This is a genomic window from Streptomyces sp. NPDC127119 (assembly GCF_042677425.1).
GTDB lineage: Bacteria > Actinomycetota > Actinomycetes > Streptomycetales > Streptomycetaceae > Streptomyces.
This window is the reverse complement of sequence record NZ_JBHXTO010000014.1, coordinates 73477-91806: the sequence shown is the minus strand read 5'-3', so window position 1 is coordinate 91806 and position 18330 is coordinate 73477. Positions and strand designations below refer to the sequence as shown.

The 18330-nt window shown below is 69.7% G+C and carries 16 protein-coding genes and 5 pseudogenes; 11 read left to right on the top strand and 10 right to left on the bottom strand.

The annotated features are described in order from the left end of the window. Positions 1-13 precede the first annotated feature (13 nt). Positions 14-172, top strand: a pseudogene (locus tag ACFVH5_RS09920) (transcriptional regulator); the annotation flags it as partial. Here ACFVH5_RS09920 and ACFVH5_RS09915 read toward each other — a convergent pair. Genes ACFVH5_RS09915 through ACFVH5_RS09905 form a run of 3 tightly spaced genes read right to left on the bottom strand, consistent with a single transcriptional unit; the run spans position 138 to position 2865 of the window. After that, a complete protein-coding gene (locus ACFVH5_RS09915; RefSeq protein WP_385833043.1) occupies positions 138-707 on the bottom strand; it encodes a hypothetical protein in 570 nt (189 codons plus the stop codon). The pseudogene ACFVH5_RS09920 and the gene ACFVH5_RS09915 overlap by 35 nt on opposite strands. Then, a complete protein-coding gene (locus tag ACFVH5_RS09910) occupies positions 704-2137 on the bottom strand; it encodes an ATP-binding protein (protein WP_385833069.1) in 1434 nt (477 codons plus the stop codon). The genes ACFVH5_RS09915 and ACFVH5_RS09910 overlap by 4 nt, the downstream gene beginning before the upstream one ends. Positions 2138-2169: 32 nt before the next feature. Further along, complete coding sequence (locus ACFVH5_RS09905; RefSeq protein WP_384805733.1) at positions 2170-2865, bottom strand: response regulator; 696 nt, start codon at positions 2863-2865, stop codon at positions 2170-2172. A gap of 98 nt (positions 2866-2963) precedes the next feature. On the opposite strand from ACFVH5_RS09905, the gene ACFVH5_RS09900 reads away from it, so the two are divergent. The 3 genes and pseudogenes from ACFVH5_RS09900 to ACFVH5_RS09890 all read left to right on the top strand — a co-directional run. After that, a complete protein-coding gene (locus ACFVH5_RS09900; protein WP_385833042.1) occupies positions 2964-3824 on the top strand; it encodes a DUF3152 domain-containing protein in 861 nt (286 codons plus the stop codon). 30 nt (positions 3825-3854) lie between these two features. Further along, on the top strand, positions 3855-7301 hold the full coding sequence (locus tag ACFVH5_RS09895; RefSeq protein ID WP_385833041.1) for a S8 family serine peptidase: 3447 nt from the start codon (positions 3855-3857) through the stop codon (positions 7299-7301). A 190-nt stretch (positions 7302-7491) separates the two neighbouring features. Continuing rightward, positions 7492-7842 (top strand): annotated as a pseudogene (locus ACFVH5_RS09890) (SAM-dependent methyltransferase); the annotation flags it as partial. Here ACFVH5_RS09890 and ACFVH5_RS09885 read toward each other — a convergent pair. Both ACFVH5_RS09885 and ACFVH5_RS09880 read right to left on the bottom strand, forming a co-directional pair. Continuing rightward, entirely contained in the window at positions 7815-7988 is a 174-nt protein-coding gene (locus ACFVH5_RS09885) for a DUF6207 family protein (RefSeq protein ID WP_385833068.1), read from the bottom strand. The pseudogene ACFVH5_RS09890 and the gene ACFVH5_RS09885 overlap by 28 nt on opposite strands. A gap of 193 nt (positions 7989-8181) precedes the next feature. After that, positions 8182-8337: a hypothetical protein gene (locus ACFVH5_RS09880; RefSeq protein WP_385833040.1), complete on the bottom strand. Its 156-nt coding sequence runs from the start codon at positions 8335-8337 to the stop codon at positions 8182-8184. A 202-nt stretch (positions 8338-8539) separates the two neighbouring features. Here ACFVH5_RS09880 and ACFVH5_RS09875 point away from each other — a divergent pair, with 202 nt between their 5' ends. The 4 genes and pseudogenes from ACFVH5_RS09875 (at position 8540) to ACFVH5_RS09860 (ending at position 12176) form a co-directional block, all read left to right on the top strand. Continuing rightward, positions 8540-9520 (top strand): hypothetical protein, encoded by a 981-nt coding sequence (locus ACFVH5_RS09875; RefSeq protein ID WP_385833039.1) that lies wholly within the window; start codon positions 8540-8542, stop codon positions 9518-9520. 636 nt (positions 9521-10156) lie between these two features. After that, positions 10157-10613, top strand: a pseudogene (locus ACFVH5_RS09870) (transposase); the annotation flags it as partial. A 123-nt stretch (positions 10614-10736) separates the two neighbouring features. After that, positions 10737-11735: an STM4015 family protein gene (locus tag ACFVH5_RS09865; RefSeq protein WP_385833038.1), complete on the top strand. Its 999-nt coding sequence runs from the start codon at positions 10737-10739 to the stop codon at positions 11733-11735. 72 nt (positions 11736-11807) lie between these two features. Next, positions 11808-12176 carry a hypothetical protein gene (locus tag ACFVH5_RS09860; RefSeq protein WP_385833037.1) on the top strand — a complete coding sequence of 123 codons (369 nt, stop codon included), beginning with the start codon at positions 11808-11810 and terminating at the stop codon, positions 12174-12176. Here ACFVH5_RS09860 and ACFVH5_RS09855 read toward each other — a convergent pair. After that, positions 12107-12328 (bottom strand): annotated as a pseudogene (locus ACFVH5_RS09855) (ATP-binding protein); the annotation flags it as partial. The gene ACFVH5_RS09860 and the pseudogene ACFVH5_RS09855 sit on opposite strands and share 70 nt — an antisense overlap. Before the next feature lie 12 nt (positions 12329-12340). Here ACFVH5_RS09855 and ACFVH5_RS09850 point away from each other — a divergent pair. Next, positions 12341-12489: pseudogene (locus tag ACFVH5_RS09850) on the top strand (ATP-binding protein); the annotation flags it as partial. 20 nt (positions 12490-12509) lie between these two features. Here the strand turns inward: ACFVH5_RS09850 and ACFVH5_RS09845 are convergent. Beyond that, positions 12510-12899 carry a hypothetical protein gene (locus ACFVH5_RS09845; protein ID WP_385833036.1) on the bottom strand — a complete coding sequence of 130 codons (390 nt, stop codon included), beginning with the start codon at positions 12897-12899 and terminating at the stop codon, positions 12510-12512. Here ACFVH5_RS09845 and ACFVH5_RS09840 point away from each other — a divergent pair. Then, a complete protein-coding gene (locus tag ACFVH5_RS09840) occupies positions 12880-13209 on the top strand; it encodes an integrase core domain-containing protein (RefSeq protein ID WP_385833035.1) in 330 nt (109 codons plus the stop codon). The genes ACFVH5_RS09845 and ACFVH5_RS09840 overlap by 20 nt on opposite strands. 329 nt (positions 13210-13538) lie before the next feature. On the opposite strand, the gene ACFVH5_RS09835 is transcribed toward ACFVH5_RS09840, so the two are convergent. Continuing rightward, positions 13539-14354 (bottom strand): helix-turn-helix domain-containing protein, encoded by an 816-nt coding sequence (locus tag ACFVH5_RS09835; RefSeq protein WP_385833034.1) that lies wholly within the window; start codon positions 14352-14354, stop codon positions 13539-13541. Between the two features lie 101 nt (positions 14355-14455). On the opposite strand from ACFVH5_RS09835, the gene ACFVH5_RS09830 reads away from it, so the two are divergent. Next, entirely contained in the window at positions 14456-15289 is an 834-nt protein-coding gene (locus ACFVH5_RS09830) for an SDR family oxidoreductase (protein ID WP_385833033.1), read from the top strand. A 265-nt stretch (positions 15290-15554) separates the two neighbouring features. Here ACFVH5_RS09830 and ACFVH5_RS09825 read toward each other — a convergent pair whose 3' ends face one another. Together ACFVH5_RS09825 and ACFVH5_RS09820 are read right to left on the bottom strand one after the other, a co-directional pair. Beyond that, the gene (locus ACFVH5_RS09825) at positions 15555-16022 is read right to left on the bottom strand and encodes a hypothetical protein (protein WP_385833032.1); all 468 of its coding nucleotides are present in this window, start codon (positions 16020-16022) and stop codon (positions 15555-15557) included. 836 nt (positions 16023-16858) lie between these two features. After that, positions 16859-17827, bottom strand: coding sequence for an SGNH/GDSL hydrolase family protein (locus tag ACFVH5_RS09820; RefSeq protein ID WP_385833031.1), 969 nt, complete (start codon positions 17825-17827; stop codon positions 16859-16861). Positions 17828-18330: the final 503 nt, after the last annotated feature.

The following is an 18330-nucleotide window of genomic DNA, read 5'->3' as shown; positions in this document are numbered from 1 at the left end:
CGGGTCGCGCAGCGGTGACGTCGCCGAACTCCTGCGCGCCGCCCGCCGTATCCTCACCGAGCTCCTCGCCGGCCAGAACCAACTCCTGAGCCAGCTGCAGCAGGCGGACACCGCGGCCGCTCCGGCGGGGAGGCCGCTCATCGACTGGGGCAGCGCGCGTCCGACGTCCTGACCAGGTGTCCGCCGCCGGTCACCACCGCGGTCAGCGCCGCGGTGCTGGGACGGGTGAGGCGGTACGCGGCGGTCGCCGTGCACACCAGTTGCCGAACCCCGAGATCGCTCAACCCGGCCATGCCAGCGGGCAGTCGGATCGTCATCACGTTCCCCGCGACCGTCACGGTCGGGGTGTCCGACGCGCTCCCGGCTGCGCCGGACGGGTCCGACGGCGAGCCCCCCGGTACGTCGACGGCGGCCGACGGCGGTGCCATGGCGGTCGGCAGGAGGGGCAACTCGGTGGTGAGAGTGTCGGTGCCCCCCTCGCCGGCCAGCGGACCGGCCATCAGCAGCCGCAGCGCGTCCGTGGGGTCGCCGGGCTGGCCGGTGTTGCGCGGCAGGGCGGCGAGTCGGCCGTTCTCGACGAAGTAGACCGGTGTGAGCGGCAGGGCCCCGCTCGCGGGACCGCCCGCCTCGACCACTCCGGTTGCGGGGATCCCGCAGGAGGTGACGGCGAGCAGCGCCAGCAGCGGGGCGCGGTGCAGGGCCTTCATGGCCGGTACTCCTCGGTCGGCTCCGCCTGTCGCAGCGGGAGTTCCACGGTGAAGGCGGCACCGCCCGCCGGGTGGCTGGCGGCGCGCACGGTACCGCCGTGGAGGCGGACGTTCTCGGCGGTGATGGACAGGCCGAGGCCACTGCCCTCGGAGCGGATCCGGGCGCTGTCGGACTTGTAGAACCGCTCGAAGACGTGTGGCAGGACGTGGGCCGGGATGCCGGGGCCGCTGTCCCGGACCTCGATCACGGCCACCGTGTCGTCACCGCTCAGGCGCACCATGACCGGACGGGCACCGTGTTTGAGGGCGTTGCCGACCAGGTTGGCGACGATCACGTCGACGCGGCGCGGGTCGACTCGTGCGCGTACCGCGTGCGGCGGCGGCAGTTCGGTCTCCACCGTGTCCGTCCAGCCGCGGGAGGCGAGGGTGCGCCGGATCGACTCGGCGAGGTCGATCTCGTCCAGGTGGAGCACCGCGGCGCCCGCGTCGAATCGGGACATCTCCATCAAGTCGTCGACGAGCCGGGCGAGTTTGACGGTCTCCGTGCTGATCAGCCGGACCGCGGTGGCGGTGTCCGGGTCCAGTCGGGCGGCGTCCTCGTCGAGGACGTCGGTGACCGCCGACATCGCGGCGAGCGGAGTGCGCAGTTCGTGCGAGACGTCGGCGGCGAAGCGGCGGGCCCGCGCCTCCATCTCACGCAGTTCGGCGACCGAGGTCTCCAGCGCGGCAGCCGTCTCGTTGAACGTGTGGGACAGCTCGGCGAGTTCGTCGGAGCCGTTGACCGCGAGCCGCGTGTCCAGACGGCCCTCGGCGACCCGGCGGGTGGCGAGCCGCAGCTTCCGCACCGGGACCAGCACTCCGCGCGCGGCGAGGAGGGCGAGCACCACGGCGAGGGCCAGGGCGGCCGCCATGGCCCGTTCGGCCGCGGTCACCAGGGCGTCGACGTAGGCCTGTTCAGTGGTCTGCGGGACCACCAGGAACACCCGGGCCCCGCTGGCCGTCTCGACGCCGTCCGGGATGCGCTGGGTGCTGAAGAGGATCGACATGCCGACGACGAGGGAGGTCCGGCCGTCGTGGCGGACCCGTTGAAAGACGGTGGCCCGGCTGGACGCGACGGCCTCGCGCAGAGCGGGCGTCACCTCGGTGAAGGGGTCGCCGGAGGTGGAGGAACCGCTGAGGTCTCCATAGGTTACCAAGACCCGCCAGTTGCCCCGGGACTCGGTGGCCGCCATGTCCTGCGCGAACTTCCGCAGCGCTGACCGCTCGGGAGGAAGGGCGAGTTCGGCCGCGTACTGGTTGAGCTGGGTGCGCAGTTGTCTGATGGTGGCGTCCTGACTCTGCTGGAGCACTCCTGTGCGGGCCTCCCGGAAGGTCAGGGCACCGGTCGTGACCGCGGAGATCGCGGCGACGAGTCCGAAGGCCACCACCATGCGGAACCGGAGCCCGCGCAGCCGGCGCCTCCTCACGGCGCCGCGAATCGGTAGCCGAAGCCGCGCACGGTGTGGATGTACCGGGGTGCGCGCGGCGGTTCGGACATCTTGGTGCGCAGGCGCTTGACGCAGGCGTCCACCAGACGCGCGTCGCCGTGGTAGTCGTGCTCCCAGACCGCCTCCAGAAGCTGCTGACGGCTGAACACCTGACCCGGCGAGGCGGTCAGGGTGAGCAGGAGCCGCAGCTCGGAGGGGGCGAGGGCGATCGGCTCGCCGTGCAGCGCGACCGTCAGACCGGCCCGGTCGACGGCCAGTTCGCCGTAGGTGTGGATCTTCGGCAGGCCCTCGGCACCGGGCGCGGCCCCGGCCGCCCGGCGCAGGACGGCACGTATGCGCGCGTCGAGCACGCGGGCCAGGACGGGCTTGACGACGTAGTCGTCGGCGCCGGCCTCCAGGCCGACAACGATGTCCACTTCGTCCCCCCGGGCGGTCGCCATGATGATCGGCAGGGTCTGGTCGAGGGTCCGTACGGTGCGGCACACCTCCAGACCGGTCATGCCGGGGAGCATCAGATCGAGGACGACGATGTCCGGCCGGAAGGACCGCAGCCGGTCAAGGCCCTCCTCGCCGGTCGCGGCGGCGGCGACGTCATGTCCTTGCCGACGCAGGGCCAGAGTGACGCCCTCCCTGACGGCGGGATCGTCTTCGATCAGCAGTACGCGTGACATGCGCACAGTATCCACATCGGCATGACCACGAAGAGGGTTATCGTTTCGTTACCTTCCGGGCCAGGTCCGATCACATGGCGATCACATCGTGAACGACCGTGACAGCGCACAAACGAAAGCCCGGCGGCGGTCGTCGCCGGAAACGCTCCGCGCGGCGCGTGCAGGGCCGACTGACCGGCGGTCTGGCCGCGTTGGCGGTCTTCGCGGCGGTCGGTGGCGCGGTGATGGCGTGGCTGCCGTCCGACGCAAGACGATCGCCCACGGCGACCGTGCCGTCCGGGATTCCTGTGACCGACTCCCCCACGCCCTCCGGAACTCCGGCTCCGCCGCGGGCCGGTGAGCCGCCGGGACCGGACCGGAGCGTCGCGGCGGCCGGCCCTTCCACCACCCCCCTGCCCGAGAGCGGCCCGGGGACCTTCGTCACCGCCTCCGGCGAGGGCGAGAAGGTCGGCAGGGGCACGCCCCTGCGGTACCGGGTCGAGGTGGAGAAGGGCCTGCCGATCTCCCCCGCGGACGTGGCCGAACAGGTGGAGCGGACCCTGGCCGACCCGCGCGGCTGGACGGCCGACGGTCACTCGGCGTTCCAGCGGGTGTCGAGCGGGCCCACCGACTTCAGGGTGCGCCTCGCCACCCCGGGAACTGTCGACGCGATCTGTGCCGGGGGAGGCCTCGACACCGGCGGCAAGGTCAATTGCAGTGTGCACGACGACGTGATGGTCAACCTCAGACGCTGGGTCCTGGCGACCGAGTTCTACACCGAGGACGTCGTCGGGTACCGCTCGCTGATCATCAACCACGAGGTGGGCCATTTCCTCGGCCACGGCCATGTCACCTGCCCCGGCGAGGGTCGGCCGGCCCCGGCGATGATGCAGCAGATCAAGGGCCTGCACGGCTGTGTCCCCAATGTCTGGCCGTACGACCGTGACGGCCGCCTGATCACGGGCCCCACCGCCCCGTGAGTCCTGATCCACCGACCAATTGGAGTTCAGATGCAGTTACGCGTGCGCCACAGACACGCGGCCCTGGCCGCGGGGGTGGCCTCCGCGGCCCTGGTCCTCGCCGGGCTGCCGGCCGGGGCGGGAGCCGTCGGTACAGCAACGGTCGGCACAGCAACGGTCGGCACGGGAACGGTGGGCGCGGGAGTCGTCGGCGTCGCCTCGGGCAAGAGCACCCGTACGGCCTCCGCCGTCAGGACGGTCACGCTCGTCACCGGCGACCGGGTCCTGGTGGACGGCGCCGGACAGGTCTCCGGGGTGCAGCGGGCCCAGGGCCGCGAGGGTATGCCGTTCTCGGTCCGGGTCGTCGCCGGGCACACCCGAGTCGTTCCCGGTGATGCCCAACTCCTGCTCGCGCAGGGCACGTTGGATCCCCGGCTGTTCGACGTCACCCAGCTGGTCAAAGACGGCTACGACGACGCGGGCCGTTCCGACCTCCCGCTGATCGTCACCTTCCACGGCAACAGCGCTCCTTCCACGAGCCCGTTCACCGCGGCCGGGGCACGGCTGGGCCGACAGTTGCCGGTCGTCAACGGCAGGGCGATGCGCTCCGCGAAGAAGCGCGGTGCCGGGTTCTGGAAGGCCGTGACCGACAACTCGGCCGCGGGGACGGCGCGGTTCGCCTCCACGGCCGGCGTGGAGAAGCTGTGGCTCGACGGGAAGCGCCGGGCCTCGCTCGACCGGAGCGTCCCGCAGATCGGCGCGCCGACCGCCTGGGCCGCGGGCTTCGACGGCACCGGCACCAAGGTCGCCGTCCTGGACACCGGCATCGACACCGCCCACCCCGACCTCGCGGGCAAGGTGGTCGCGGAGCAGGACTTCAGCGGCACCGGCAGCACGACCGACAGGTACGGACACGGCACACACGTGGCGTCCACCGTGGCGGGCAGCGGAGCGAAGTCCGGCGGGAATTACAAGGGCGTCGCACCCGGCGCCGAGCTCCTCAACGGCAAGGTCCTGAACGACTGGGGCGAGGGCTACGACTCCGAGATCATCGTGGGCATGGAGTGGGCGGTGGCCCAGGGCGCGGACGTCGTCAACCTGAGCCTGGGCGGCCCGGATCTCCCCGGCATCGACCCGATGGAGGAGGCGGTCGACCGGCTCTCCGCCGAGTCCGGCACCCTCTTCGTCATCGCGGCCGGCAACGAGGGCGACGGCGAACGGACCGTCGGCTCACCGGGCAGCGCGGCGTCCGCCCTGACGGTCGGCGCGGTCGACAAGTCCGACGCGCTGGCCGCCTTCTCCAGCCGCGGTCCGCGCGTCGGCGACGGCGGGGTCAAACCCGACCTGACCGCGCCGGGGGTCGACATCACCGCCGCGGCCGCAGCCGGCAGTGTCCTGGCGGACCTGTATCCCTCGGACGTCCCCGGCTACCTGACGATCGAGGGCACCTCGATGGCCACCCCGCATGTGGCGGGTGCCGCGGCGATCCTCGCCCAGCAGCACCCCGGCTGGCGCGGTGAGCGGATCAAGGCGGTGCTGACCGGTTCCGCGAAGCCGGGCACGTACAGCTCCTTCCAGCAGGGCACCGGACGGGTCGATCTGGTCCGGGCGCTGGACGAGAACGTGGTCACCGAGCAGGCCCACCTCGACTTCGGCGTCCAGCAGTGGCCGCACGACGACGACACGGCCCGGACCAAGAAGCTCACCTACCGCAACCTCGGCACCGATCCGGTCACGCTCGACCTGTCCGTGGACGCGTACGGGGTGGACCGCAAGCTCGCCGCCGAGGGCATGTTCACCGTCTCCCCGCAGCAGATCACGGTCCCCGCGGGCGGCGAGGCGAGCGCGGAGGTCACCGCGGACACCCGCGCGGGAACCGTGGACGGCAGCTTCGGCGGCTCGGTCACGGCCTCCTCCGCCGACGGGAGGATCCAGGTGCGGTCCGCGGTCGGGGTGGACCGCGAGGTCGAGTCGTACGACCTGACGCTCAGGCACACCGACCAGGACGGCAGGGCGACCGGCGACGCCGTAACCTCCCTCGCGGACCTGAACGGCAGCTTCTACACCGAGTACGCCGACGAACGGGACGGCGAGCTGACGGTCCGGCTGCCCAAGGCCGATTACCTCCTCACCGGGGTGATCCACCCGTCGACCGGCTCCGGCGAGCACGCCGTCCTGGTCCAGCCGAGGCTTCGCCTGGACCGGGACACGACCGTGGAGGTCGACGCCCGGCAGGCGAAGCCGGTGGACATCACCGTGCCCGACGCGGGGGCCGTGAACGACGACGCAGCGATCACCGTCGAGTACGGGCGGGGCGAGGGGCTCGACGACGCCCATCTCGAGTTCCTGATGCCCACCTTCGTGGGCTCCCGGTTCGGGCGGCTCGGCCCGGACGGCTCGGTGACGGGGCTGACCTCCCTCTTCTCCGGCCGCTGGACCAGCAAGGGCAAGGACGGCAGACCCGTCAACTACCACCTGAGCTGGTACCGGGAGGGCAGCCTGGACGGCTTCACCGCGAAGATCGGGCGGGAGCAGCTGGCCAAGGTGAACCTGGAGGTGGGCGAGTCGGTCGACGGTCGGCGCGTCCAGGCCGAGGTGACCCCGCACCTGCCCGACGGCCGTCTGGTGCCCGGCGGGAGCGACATGCGCGGCGACCTGCCGTACCGGAGCACCGAGTACGTCCTCGACAACGGCGTGAAGTGGTCGGTGCGTACCTGGCAGCGCTTCGGCGACGGCCAGGACGCGGTCTTCGAGGGCTTCCTGATGCGCATGCCGAGGCACTGGAAGGCCGGCCGCACCTATGTCGAGCGATTCGGCATCGGCGTCTTCGGGCCGGTCCTGAACAGCCCCGACGACCTCGGGCCGGGCCGTGGCTACCCGGGTGTCGGCCGCGACGGGAACACACTCAGGGTCTTCCTGCCGCTGTTCGGCGACGGCTCCGGGCACTGGGGTCTGAGCCAGCCGGTCTCGGTGACGTCCCGGCTGGAGGCGGACGGCAAGGAGATCGCCGACGACTACGGCATCCAGCCGACCACCGACCCGACGGAGTACACCCTGCCCGCCGGGGACACCGCGTACCGGCTGACCGTGGACAACTCCCGTGATCCGGCCGTCTATCCGGTCAGCACCCGCGTCCACACCGAGTGGACCTTCCGCTCGGCCAGGACCCCCGAGGGCGACTTCGCCCCGGTGCCGCTGTCCACGGTCCGCTTCAGCCCGAAGCTGACCCTGGCCAGCACCGCGAAGGCGGGCCGGCACTTCGAGGTGCCCTTCACTGTCGAGGGGGCGGCTGCCGGACAACGCCCGGCCGCGCTCGCCTTCCAGGTGTCGTACGACGAGGGCAGGACCTGGCAGCCCGCCAAGTCCGTCGGCGGTACGCACCTGTCGCTGAAGCACCCGGCGAGGCCGGGTTCCGTGTCGCTGCGCGCGAAGCTGACCGACCGGGCGGGCAACACCGTGACCCAGACGATCGAAAGGGCCTACCTGATCACCGAGTGACCTGGGGACGCGCCTGCGCCCGGGACGGCCGTACCGCCGTGCCGGGCACGGGTGTTATCCAACCACTGTGAGAGGAAGGCCGGTTGGGGCCGATGATTCGCATGGGGTGACTTACGGGGACTGATGTGGAAGGTCCCGAACGGTCTTCGACCGTTAGGCGGTTCCCCCATCGCGCACAGGGGGAGCGTCCATGGCTGATCAGACGGAGAACGCGGCAGCGGAGGTACTCTCCAAGATCGACACCTCCGTCCCGCAGTCGGCCCGGATCTGGAACTACTGGCTGGGCGGTAAGGACAACTGTGAGGTCGGCCAGGTGGCCGGGGGCGCCTTCCGTGAGATCTTCGCCGGGATCGAGACCGGCGCCCGCGCCGCCCGGTACTTCCTCGCCCGTGCCGTCCGCCATCTCGCCGGTGAGGAGGGCGTACGGCAGTTCCTGGACATCGGCACCGGGCTGCCCAACGTCGGCAACACCCACCAGATCGCCCAGCGGGTGGCCCCGGAGTCCCGGATCGTCTACGTCGACAACGACCCACTGGTGCTGGGCGGCTGGGGGAAGCAGCGCAGTCGTACGCCGAGCTCACCGAGATCCCGGCGCGTACGTTCTGCAGGCGCGATGGCACGGTGCACGGTGAGCAGGCGCTGGACGGCGAAAGCGGTGGCCTCGTCGGAGGCCGCGATGTCCACCATGGCCAGACCCGGCCGGTCAAGATGGACGTCGCTGATCGGGTTCATGCCTGGCACGACGTGCTGGCGCCCGCAGTGGTTCTCCCGTCCGGGCGTTGTCGCCTGACCGGGTTCGGCTGCCCGGACCGGGCCCGCCCGCTGGGCGCCTGCAGTCCGTGGGCACTTGAGCTCCGGTGGGGCCGGGGCGGGGGAGTGGTTACGGCGCGACCTCGTAGTCGACCGTCTCCTGCCCGCGGCCATCGGCGAGTTCGGCCAGGGCGGTGTGCTCGCGCTCGTCGGTGGCGAGCTGCCAGGGACACAGTCCCAGGGCATGCAGCGACGCAGTCGGCCCCACGGACCGGTGGACGCCCACATGCTCCTCTGATCAATTCGGCTGCTGATCAACGACCTGGCCGTTGAGTCCCCACGGAGGACAGGAGTTCTTGTTCCCTCGGAAGAGCCGGACCCCGTCGGCGCATGCCGTGTCCGTGGTGGGCGAGGAGGTCGGGTAGGGCCGTGCCGGCCCTGGCGGACGGGCAGTACAACCGTGCCGGGTTCTCAGTTGTCGTACGCGCATGACCTTACGAAGATCTGTCGGCGCCGTCGTCATGGTCGCCCTCGGCACCGCCTTGCTCCTTGGCCCCGCCACAACCGCCGCGTCTGCGCTGCCACACCTTCAGAGCGGTGATGGCCGACGGGCGGCACAAGCCGACGATCCCGCGCCCGCCGCGCCGACCGGCCTTCAGGCGTCGTACGACCTTGCCGCTCAGACCACGACGGTCGGCTGGGACGCGAACACCGAACCGGACCTCGCCGGGTACCGGCTCTACCGGCGTCTCGCCGAGACCGAGGAATGGACGCTCGTCAGCGGCGCCACACCCCTGGCGGCGACCTTCACGACCGATCCCCTCCCATCCACCGGCGATGTCTATGCCTACGCCGTACGCGCCGTTGACCAGGCGGGCAACGAGTCGGAGCGCAGCTACGACTGGTATGTCGAGACGGCGGACACGTCGCCGCCCAGCGTTCCGGCGGACCTCACCGCGCGAGGCACAACGGCAGGCAACACCGTGCGCTGGCACGCCTCGTCGGACCACGTGGACCACTACGAGGTGTGGGCGGCGCCCGCGGGCGGGCAGGACCTGGACGGGCCGGACGAAGTGCGCGGCACCGCCTACACCGACCTGCGGGCCCCGCAGGACGTGGCCGTCACCTACACCGTTGAGGCGGTCGACACATCGGGGCAGCGTTCCGGCGTCTCCGGACCGGTGCACGCCACGCGGCCCGCGCCGGGCACCGCGCCGAAGCCCAGCGGGTTGATGGCTCGGCACGATGGGAACGGGGTCCTCATCTCGTGGGACGGGCACTCCGGTGACATGGGCCAGAGCTACCGTGTCTACGCCCGGTACCCCGACCCGTACGCATGGTCCTTCCTTGCCACCTCCTACCCCCGCAACGGGGAGGTGCGGGTCCCGGAGGCCGGTGGACTCTTCTACGTGGTGAGCGTCGACGACGAAAGCAGAGAGTCGGCCCCCGTCCATGTCGGTGCCTACTGAGCACCACCTGATCCAAGCAGACGTTCGTCGGGAGGTTCCGGGGCCTACATCTCGATGCCGATGTCCGGCGCCTGAGGAGCAGGGGCCGAGGGCTCCGGCGTCGGGGCGGTCGCCATCGCGATCGGCGTACGCCTGCCCCTCCTGCACCGCAACGCCAGCACATTCACCGCAGCCCATCCCCAGCCGCACGCCCTGGCGCAACTCTCGGTATGGGGCAGCACACCAGTGGGTCGGTCTCGGCGGCTGTGGACAGTTGCCGCGGACCTTTCTGATCCTGGTGGGGTGTCGGCGTATGCGTGCCCATGGTGGTGGCAGAGGCGGGTGTGGTGTTGGTGGCGGTGCCAGGAGTTCCGGCAGGTCACCTGGCCTTTGTCGAGGTGGCAGGATCCTTGGCGTACTGGCAGTCGTCTTCGTAATGATCGAAAGCCAGTGGGGAACGGGTCCGGTCCGGTTTCCGAGTTGACCGGCCTTGACCGTCATCGAGTGCCCCGACCTGGAGATGTGGCTCCGCCGGGCAGCTCAACGGCGTGGGTGACCTTCTCCAGGTGGTAGTGGTCGGCGCAACGCACTGCCGAGTCAGCTGTGTGGGGCCCCACCCGCGACCCGTGGAACACCGCCTGTGGCGACCACAACCTCAAGCCGATCTGGCTGTGGTGCTCCGCCGCCGGAGTCAGCGTCGCAGATGTGGACAGCCTCTGGCAGGCGTTCCTGCGCAGATCGACCTGGAACACACCTTCCGCATGCTCAAGCAGACACTGGGCTGAACCACGCCCAAGCTTCGCGAGCCGGCTGCCGCGGACCGCTGGACCTGGCTCGTCATCGCTGCCCATACGCAACTGCGTCTGGCCCGGCCCCTGGCCGAGGACCTTCGCAGACTCAGGGAGCGACCTGTTCGTCAGGGACGTCTCACTCCTGCTCGAGTACGCCGACGATTTCGCCGCCTCCACGGCAAGACCCTCAACCAGCCAGTGCAAGGAAACTCACAGAATCCGGCCCAGGCCGACCCATCGGCATGAAGAACAAGCACCGCGCATGCCAAGGAACTGCGGGAAAAAAGAACTCACCAGACCTCACAAGAGGCAAAACTGGATAAACGCCAAGCTTAGCCTGCGCTATTTCCGAGTATTCTCGCCATCACTCGCCGCACGGGGTCATCAGCAGACTGGCTGACCCTGATGATCAATCGGCGTGGAGTTCGCCTGTGAATGGATGAATTATGTACATGGATCACTTAGCGACGCTGCACGGTCTTCCCGTCTACCAGTTCGCGGCTCCGGGGGAGGGGAATGGGTCGATGCCTGCGGCGGGGGACGTCGCATGGCGCATCTGTAGCGCCGACTATGAGGCCAGTGAAGTGTGGAGCGAAGCCATACCCGATTGGGCTTACGAGAGGCAATGGGACCGCTTCCTCAAGACGGTAGACCTTGCGCGGGTGCAGGCTTTGGTCCTTGGTGACGGTGCCTACTCCTCGGAAGGCCCCCCTGATTGGGCGGTGAGCGAGCTGATTGCCGTTGCGGACCGGCTCACCGGCCTCAAGGCGTTGTACCTTGCCGATCTCACTCCCGAAGAGTCTGAGATGTCCTGGATAGTGCAGGGTGATGTGACGTCGATCCTCAAGGCTTTCCGCCATCTCAGAGAACTTGGGGTGCGCGGCTCAACCATAGGCATGGCGGCTGATGAAGAAGGCTCGGGCCTGCGGCTGACACCGTTGCGGCACGAGCACCTGCGTGTCCTGCGGCTGGAGAACGGCGGTCTGCCCGGCGAAGTGGCGCGCGCCGTGGCCGCCAGCGACCTGCCTGCTCTGGAGCACTTGGACCTGTGGCTGGGTGAGGAGTTCTACGGCTGCACCACGACCCTCGCCGACCTGGCCCCCATCCTTGACGGTGACCGGCTGCCTTCCCTGCGGCGGCTCGGACTGCAGAACAGTTACATGCAGGACGAGATCGCCGCCGCGGTGGCCGGTGCTCCCGTCGTCGCTCGCCTCACCGCGCTGCACCTGGGCCTTGGCACCCTGAGCGACACCGGTGCTACTGCGCTCCTCAGTGGCCAGCCTCTTACGCACCTTGAGGAACTGGATCTGCACCGCCACTATCTCTCCGAGCTCATGATGCAGCGCATACGCGAAGCACTGGAACCGGCCGGGGTGGTGGTCAACCTGGATGAGCAGGAGGAGATCGAAGAGGGCTCGGGCCGATACGTAGCGGTCGGAGAATGACTTTCCCTCACAGGCGGGTGCCGGGTGAAGGGTCCTTACCCGAGTGTCCGCATCTAGGGCGGCAACTGAGCGGTGGTCTCGCAGGCCGGGGGCGACACCGAGATCGGCCGCATGGTGCGTGTGGAGGGCTGGGACCAGATGACTGGGGCGGCCCTGGTCGTCGATCCCAAGCGTGGTGCTCTGCGTGCGGTGACGGATTACGAGGACTTCTCCCACCTGGAGCGGGCCGACCAAGTGGTTGCTGCGGTGCCTGGTGGAGGGTGGCGGGTGCACTGGAACGACGAGGGCCCAGGGGGAACGCTGCTGACGGAACAGGTCCTGGCCTGGCTCATCACGTCGCAGGAGCGGGCGACGGCCATCACGGTCGATGCTCAGGGGCATGTCGAGGATGCTGATGGTGCCGACGCCTTCATCCCGCCGGGCGAGGGTCCGGTGTCCTGATCGCAGCTGGTCAGGCCACGTCGTTCTCTCTCGATGGCCTGGAGGCGGTTCTTGAGCCGGTAGCTGGGGCCGTTGATGGAGGTCACTTCGCAGTGGTGGAGGAGGCGGTGGAGGATCGCGGTGGCGAGGACCTCGTCGCCGAAGACCTGGCCCCGTTCAACTGGGGCTGGACCAAGACACCTTCGCCGATCCCCGCCTCTGCGCGGCCATCGTCGACCGCCTCACCTTCGGCGGCAATATCTTCGAGACCGGCACCGACTCCTACCGACTCGCCACCACTGGCGCTCGCGCTGAACAGCAAGCGGTCAGGTGAGCCAAGGGTGGCGCCAGCCCTCATCGACTGCTGTCGAGGCTCCCAAAGACACGAGTGACCCACTGATCCATCCGGGTCCCGAAGTCTGACGCCGAGGTGATCCCCGACGCTGGCAGGCAACCAGCGTCGTCAAGGTCAGCGACGAAGTCCACATCCGCCCAGCCACCACGGAACAGCACCACCGACAACTCGGCCTCCGTCGGACCGGATATGACCACGCCAACCGAGTCCGGATCATGAACCCGAGCCCTGTCGGTCTCCAGTGGCTGGGGCCAGGACGCTTCCGCATCCCTCCACGTCGCCCGGTCCACTTCAAGGCCAGCCGACGTCCAGCCCGTCGTCCGCTGAGCCAGAACGGCAGCTACCTCGTCGAGATCAACAACTCTGTCCATGAGGGGATCATCCTTCATGGGGATCCCCAGCGGTTCAGCCCGAAGCCCCCTCCGGCGGCTTCCCTGTTCCTACTTCTCATCAACGTCTTCGCGATCGTCGACCTTTAGTCGTTCCCAGAATGGAATCGGCCTCTACAAGACGGAGTTGATCAAGCCCAGCAGGCCCTGGCACGGCCTGGCCGACGTCGAGCTCGCCACCGCGGAATGGGTCGACTGGTTCAACAACCAGCGTCTTCACACAGGGATCAGAGACATCCCGCCTCACGAACACGAGAGCAACTACTACGCTCAGCACCAGCCCCGACAGGCAGCTGGGGTCAACGCATAGAGCCTCCACCGATCCCGGAGCGGCAGGGTCATGTCCAGCACGGACATTTTGCGTCCATGAAGGAGAGGACGCCTCAGCCGAGGCCGTCTCCATCCCTGACCAAGAATATGTAGGCACCTTGCGGCCCGCTCACCTCATGGCCTCTGTTCACCGCCTGCTGATCGAACCGATATCACCGAGCGCGTGTCCCAGATAGGTAGGTCCGGCCGGGAGCGTACTGACCGGTTACCGGATCTTCGCCGGTGGAGGCCCCTTCCTCAGACCGGGACCGGGACCGGGACTGGGCGGGCGGGTGGCGAATCGGCTGTCCTGCGGGCGTTGGTTCCTGGTCAGGCGGTGGCGTCGAGTGATGCGAGCAGAGCCAGGGCGTCAGCCGAGGATGTGCCGGGCTCGGCGTGCAGGAGCATTGTCTCCAGCTCGGTAGCGCCGACTACCTGGAACTTTTCGACCAGGAGTTCCAGGGGGCCGACCCGCGGGTGTCTCACTCGGAATGTGACGCCCTTGGCCGAGCGCACGTCATGGCGTCCCCACAGATGGCGGAAGCGGTCGCTCTTGACCGATAGCTCCCCGATCAGCGCGTGCAGCCGCTCGTCACCTGTGTCAGCGCCGGCCTGGGCCCGCAGATGAGCCACGGCGACGGCCGTGTACCGCTCCCAGTCGGCGTGGTACTCGCGTGCCGCCCGGTCGGTGAACAGGACGCGCAGCCGGTTCGCCCCCGGCGCCAGGTCCGGTGACAGAGTCCGGGCCAGCCGGTTCGCGGCCAGGACGTCGCTGTACTTGTTGAAAACGAGGGCGGGCACGTTGAGCGTTCGCAGCAGCGTGTCGAGGCCGGGCGGCACGTGCTCGACGGGCCGGCCGCGGCGGCGGCGCGGTTTCGGGGCCGCGAGCGACATCAAGTACGCCGTGCTCTCCGCGTCGAGCTGGAGCACGGCGGCCAGCGCGTCGATCACCTGGGCCGAGGGGTTGCGGTCGCGGCCCTGTTCCAGGCGCAGGTAGTACTCGACGCTGATGCCGGCGAGTGTGGCCACCTCCTCGCGGCGCAGCCCGGGTACTCGGCGCGTCCCGTGTCCGGGTGCCAGGCCGGCCTCGGCGGGAGTGACCAGTTCGCGCCGCGCGCGCAGGAAATCCCCGAGAGCGTTGTCCACCGGGCAAGCGTAGGCTCTCCCGCGCCTCGCCGGGTGTCCCTCTCACTACCAGGAACACCACCACCTGGAAGGGCCGGGCGGCACCCGTGAGGATCGGCGGCATGACGACACAGACATGGTTCATCACCGGAGTCAACAGCGGTTTCGGACGAGAGCTGGCTCAGCAGTTGCTCGCCCGCGGCGACCGCGTCGCCGGCACGGTCCGGCGGGAGGGTTCGGCCGACGATCTGCGGGCCGAGTACGGGGACCGCTTCTGGCTCGGGCACCTCGACATCACCGACCTGCCGAAGGTCCGCGAGGTCGTGGACGCCGCTTTCACCGATCTCGGCCGTATTGACGTGGTGGTCGGCAACGCCGGCTACGGTCTCTTCGGCGCTGCCGAGGAACTCACGGACGATCAGGTCGTCCACCAGATCACCACCAATCTGCTCGGCTCGATCCAGACCGCCCGGGCCGCGCTGCCGCACCTGCGCGCACAGGGCGGCGGCCGGCTGATCCAGATCTCCTCGGTGGCCGGGCTGGCGGCACACGCCGGGGCCTCGCTCTACCACGCGGGAAAGTGGGGGATCGAAGGGTTCATGGAGGCCCTCGCCCTAGAGGTCGCCCCGTTCGGGATCGGTGTCACCCTCGTCGAGCCGGGCGGTGCCCGCACCGCGTTCTCGCGCGGCAGCCTGCGTATCGGCGAGCCACTGACAGCCTACGACGACACGCCGGCCGCGTTCGTACGCCAGTTCAAGAAGACTGCCGTCCCGGTCATCGGTGACCCGGTACGGATCGCCGCCCGCGTCATCGACAGTGCTGCGCAGCAGCCCGCGCCCCTCAGACTCGTGCTCGGCAGCGACTCCTACCAGGCGGTCACCGGGGCGCTGCGCCTACGCCTGAAGCAGGTGGAGGGCCAGAAGGACACCGCCGCGGAGACAGACGCCACCGCCTGACCTCGCCGGATCGGGATCCGCGCACCGACTTGCTGCCGACGGCCAGGCCGACCAGCGTGTCACCGGCCTCGTCGACCAGGCCGGCCGGCGGCGAAGAGGCGTGAGGCGTGTTGCAGGTCGGCCCGAGCTGCTCGTGCAGGCTGTTGTCGGTACTGGCTGTGATGCGGGGCGACGGCGGCCAGGGACGTGGCGCCGCCGAGGACTGCGACCAGGCCCAACGCGAGCAGGGAGCCCGGGCGATGAGGCGGCTCCAGACCCGAGGGGATCAGGTGCCCGGCTCAACAGCTCGGCCGGCGAGGTGTACTGCTGCGGTTTCCGATCGGGGCAGACGCGGGCGCTGTCCTGGCGGCGGCGCTGCAGGACACCGGTCCGGGAGGATGGCGGCGCGAACGCGCACCGGGTTCTCGGTATGGGGGACACGGATCGAGGCGTCAACCCTGGGCACCTTGATGCTGAAGTTGGAGCGTCCGGTGCTGTCTAGACCCTTCCGCCGGTGGCGCCAGGTCCGCAGGCCGTTGCGGCAGCCCGGCTCGACGAAGACGGTGGCGATGTCGGTCACCCGGAAGCTGCCGGCGGCGAACGGGCCGGGCAGGGCGAGCAGCCCGTGCAGGAATGCGCCGGGCGGGTCGGCCGGGCATGGCCCGTGCTCCTGCTCCGGAGCGAAGCTGTTGCAGTCGGCGATCCGCATCAGCGCCGTGCCGACCTCCGTCAGAGTCAGCTTTCCGTCCAGCACGAGGTAGCCGTACGCGGTGACGGCAGCGGCGCGCCCGGTGGCTGTGGGGCAACTCGGCGCTCGTGCGCTTGAGTTCGGAGCGCACGACGTAGGGCTGGTGCCAAGCAAGGCGAATCTGTTCCCGGAGCCGGGTGGCGAGCCTCGGCAGTTCCCCGCGCACTTGGTGCGTGCTGAGCGGGAGCGTGCCGTGAAGGCTGGCCGGCTCGCGGCCTGAATCCGCGGCGAGGCGCATCGGCGCAGGATTCACTGATCTTCGGCGAGAGCCCGTCTCCGGTGGTGCAGGGGGCGGCCGTTCGCCCGTCATCGCCGGCACGTCTGACAGCGACTGGATCGACTCTTTTCGGCCGGGATCTATGCCTGTGGCCGGTTTTTGGTGCAGTCTGTCGGTCCGGGCCCCGCCAAACCCCCAGGTGGACGCCCTGTCGCAGGGTCCTGCCGTCCCGTCGGCGGCAGGACCCGCCGCCTCCCGGCTCCCCACGGGAGGCCATGCGGCTGCGCGGGTGCCGGTATGACTGTTGCGGCGGCCGGGTGGCGCAGACCGATGGAACGAAAGCCTGCCGGCCGGGTTCCCGGTCGGCTCGCCTAGGCACGGGTGTTGTTGAAGTGCACGGCGGGACCCCGGTTCCAGGTCACGGCAGGGCACGTACGCCGTTCGCCGCCGCTCCCCGCGCCGTTCGGGGGCACTGCCGGCTGAACTGGGCTGGGCCCCAGGAGAGACGGAACAGAGAACCGGCGTAGCCGCCAGAGTCTTTGACAGGTATGACGGCGAACGCGGGACTGGCCTCCGGCTGGTGCCGGAGGCCAGTTCGCTGCGGGATCTCCGGCCGGGTGCCGGGTCAGCTGAGGGTGTTCAGCATCGCTTCTTCGACGTGGTCGGCGGCGTTGCGGTGGCCGCGGGCGTTGGGGTGCACGAGGGACAGCTGGTCGGGGAGGGTGACGAAGCCTTCGACCCACTTGGTGTCGTCGCAGACGCTGTGGTCCCGGGAGGAGGTGTAGAGGTCGACGAAGCCGGCGGCGTCCTGGGTGCCGGTGGAGTCGTCGATGGTCTTGTTGAGGGGTTCCAGGACGTCCTGTCGCAGCCAGGCCAGGTCGCCCTGGGTGATCGTGCCGAACTGTGTCAGGTCGCCGAAGTTGCACTTGGAGGCGTCCTGGGGAACGACCGTGGGGTAGCCGACGGTCAGGATCTTCGCGTGCGGGGCACGCTGGTGGAGTACGGCGAGCATCCGGTCGTACTCATCGCGCACGCTCTTCAGCCGGTCCGGGACGTCGGCCGCCATGGCGTCCTTGCACGGAGTGCCCTTGCCGTCGTTCTCGCCGCCCAACTGCGCGCACGTGGTGAGGAAGCCGGCGAAACCGAGGGAGTTGCCGCCCACGCCGACGGTGATGACGTCGGTGTCCGCGCCTACCGCCTCGGACTGAGGGGGAACCGCGGGGAAGGGGTAGTCCGGGTCCTCGGAGAAGGGCGGCAGGTGACGGCCGATCGGGTTCTGGGGGGTGTCGGTGATGTTCTCGACGGTGGCGGCGCCGCAGCTGACGTTGGTCAGCTCGAACAGACCGCCGAGATCGCGGTCGATGACCTGAGGGTAGGACCGGTCGGTGCGCTCACAGCCGTCGCGCGGGACTTCGAAGGTGTCACCCGCGGCCCGGATGACCCCGGCAGCGTAGGAGTCACCCAGGGCGACCCACTCCTGCTGCTCGGCCGCGGCGGCGGGGTGCGCACCGGCGAACTGCGCGGGAACAAGAGCGCCTGCGGCGAGAGCTGTGGCCGAGCCGAGCAGGGCCAGACGAGTGCGGAAGCGTGCCACGATTCCTCCATGAATACGGCGTTGGCGACGCTTTGACGCTAAAGAGAAAGTAACCAAGGGCACTAGATCCAATGCGGACAGTCATAACGCGTGGTGGGGCGCGCCCACGCGCGGGTGACGGGGGTTCGGTGTGTCGACTCCTTGCCCCCTCTTGGTGACCGCCGCTGTGCGGTCCGTGAACGGCACGGGAAGGTTCTTGATCGACTGCAGGGCTCCCGGTTGCAACGCCCCCTCCGTGGCTGTCTTGTTCTCGATCACCGGCAAGCTCGGCCTCCGGCCCGCCAACGCTCTCTTGAGGGAGCTCCCTGGAGGCCTCAGCGGCAATCGGCGGTGATCGCCGCTCTGGATTCCGGTCCGGCTGTGGCGGCCGCGGGCGAGTTGCCGACGTGGCGAGTCTGCGCCAGTGGATGCTGAACGGGCGTGTGGCGATCCTGCACGTCAACACGTCAACGGTGGGCGTCCTCACCAAGCCTGTCCCGGCCAGGGGCAAGCTGATCGGGGCG

What these genes read in the sequence shown, in the direction of transcription:
- ACFVH5_RS09910 (WP_385833069.1), bottom strand. Translation starts at nt 2,137, where the DNA reads ATGGTGGTGGCCTTCGGACTCGTCGCCGCGATCTCCGCGGTCACGACC.
- ACFVH5_RS09885 (WP_385833068.1), bottom strand. Translation starts at nt 7,988, where the DNA reads ATGGTGGACATCGCGGCCTCCGACGAGGCCACCGCTTTCGCCGTCCAG.
- ACFVH5_RS09865 (WP_385833038.1), top strand. Translation starts at nt 10,737, where the DNA reads ATGTACATGGATCACTTAGCGACGCTGCACGGTCTTCCCGTCTACCAG.
- ACFVH5_RS09905 (WP_384805733.1), bottom strand. Translation starts at nt 2,865, where the DNA reads ATGTCACGCGTACTGCTGATCGAAGACGATCCCGCCGTCAGGGAGGGC.
- ACFVH5_RS09915 (WP_385833043.1), bottom strand. Translation starts at nt 707, where the DNA reads ATGAAGGCCCTGCACCGCGCCCCGCTGCTGGCGCTGCTCGCCGTCACC.
- ACFVH5_RS09875 (WP_385833039.1), top strand. Translation starts at nt 8,540, where the DNA reads ATGACCTTACGAAGATCTGTCGGCGCCGTCGTCATGGTCGCCCTCGGC.
- ACFVH5_RS09845 (WP_385833036.1), bottom strand. Translation starts at nt 12,899, where the DNA reads ATGAAGGATGATCCCCTCATGGACAGAGTTGTTGATCTCGACGAGGTA.
- ACFVH5_RS09830 (WP_385833033.1), top strand. Translation starts at nt 14,456, where the DNA reads ATGACGACACAGACATGGTTCATCACCGGAGTCAACAGCGGTTTCGGA.
- ACFVH5_RS09840 (WP_385833035.1), top strand. Translation starts at nt 12,880, where the DNA reads ATGAGGGGATCATCCTTCATGGGGATCCCCAGCGGTTCAGCCCGAAGC.
- ACFVH5_RS09895 (WP_385833041.1), top strand. Translation starts at nt 3,855, where the DNA reads ATGCAGTTACGCGTGCGCCACAGACACGCGGCCCTGGCCGCGGGGGTG.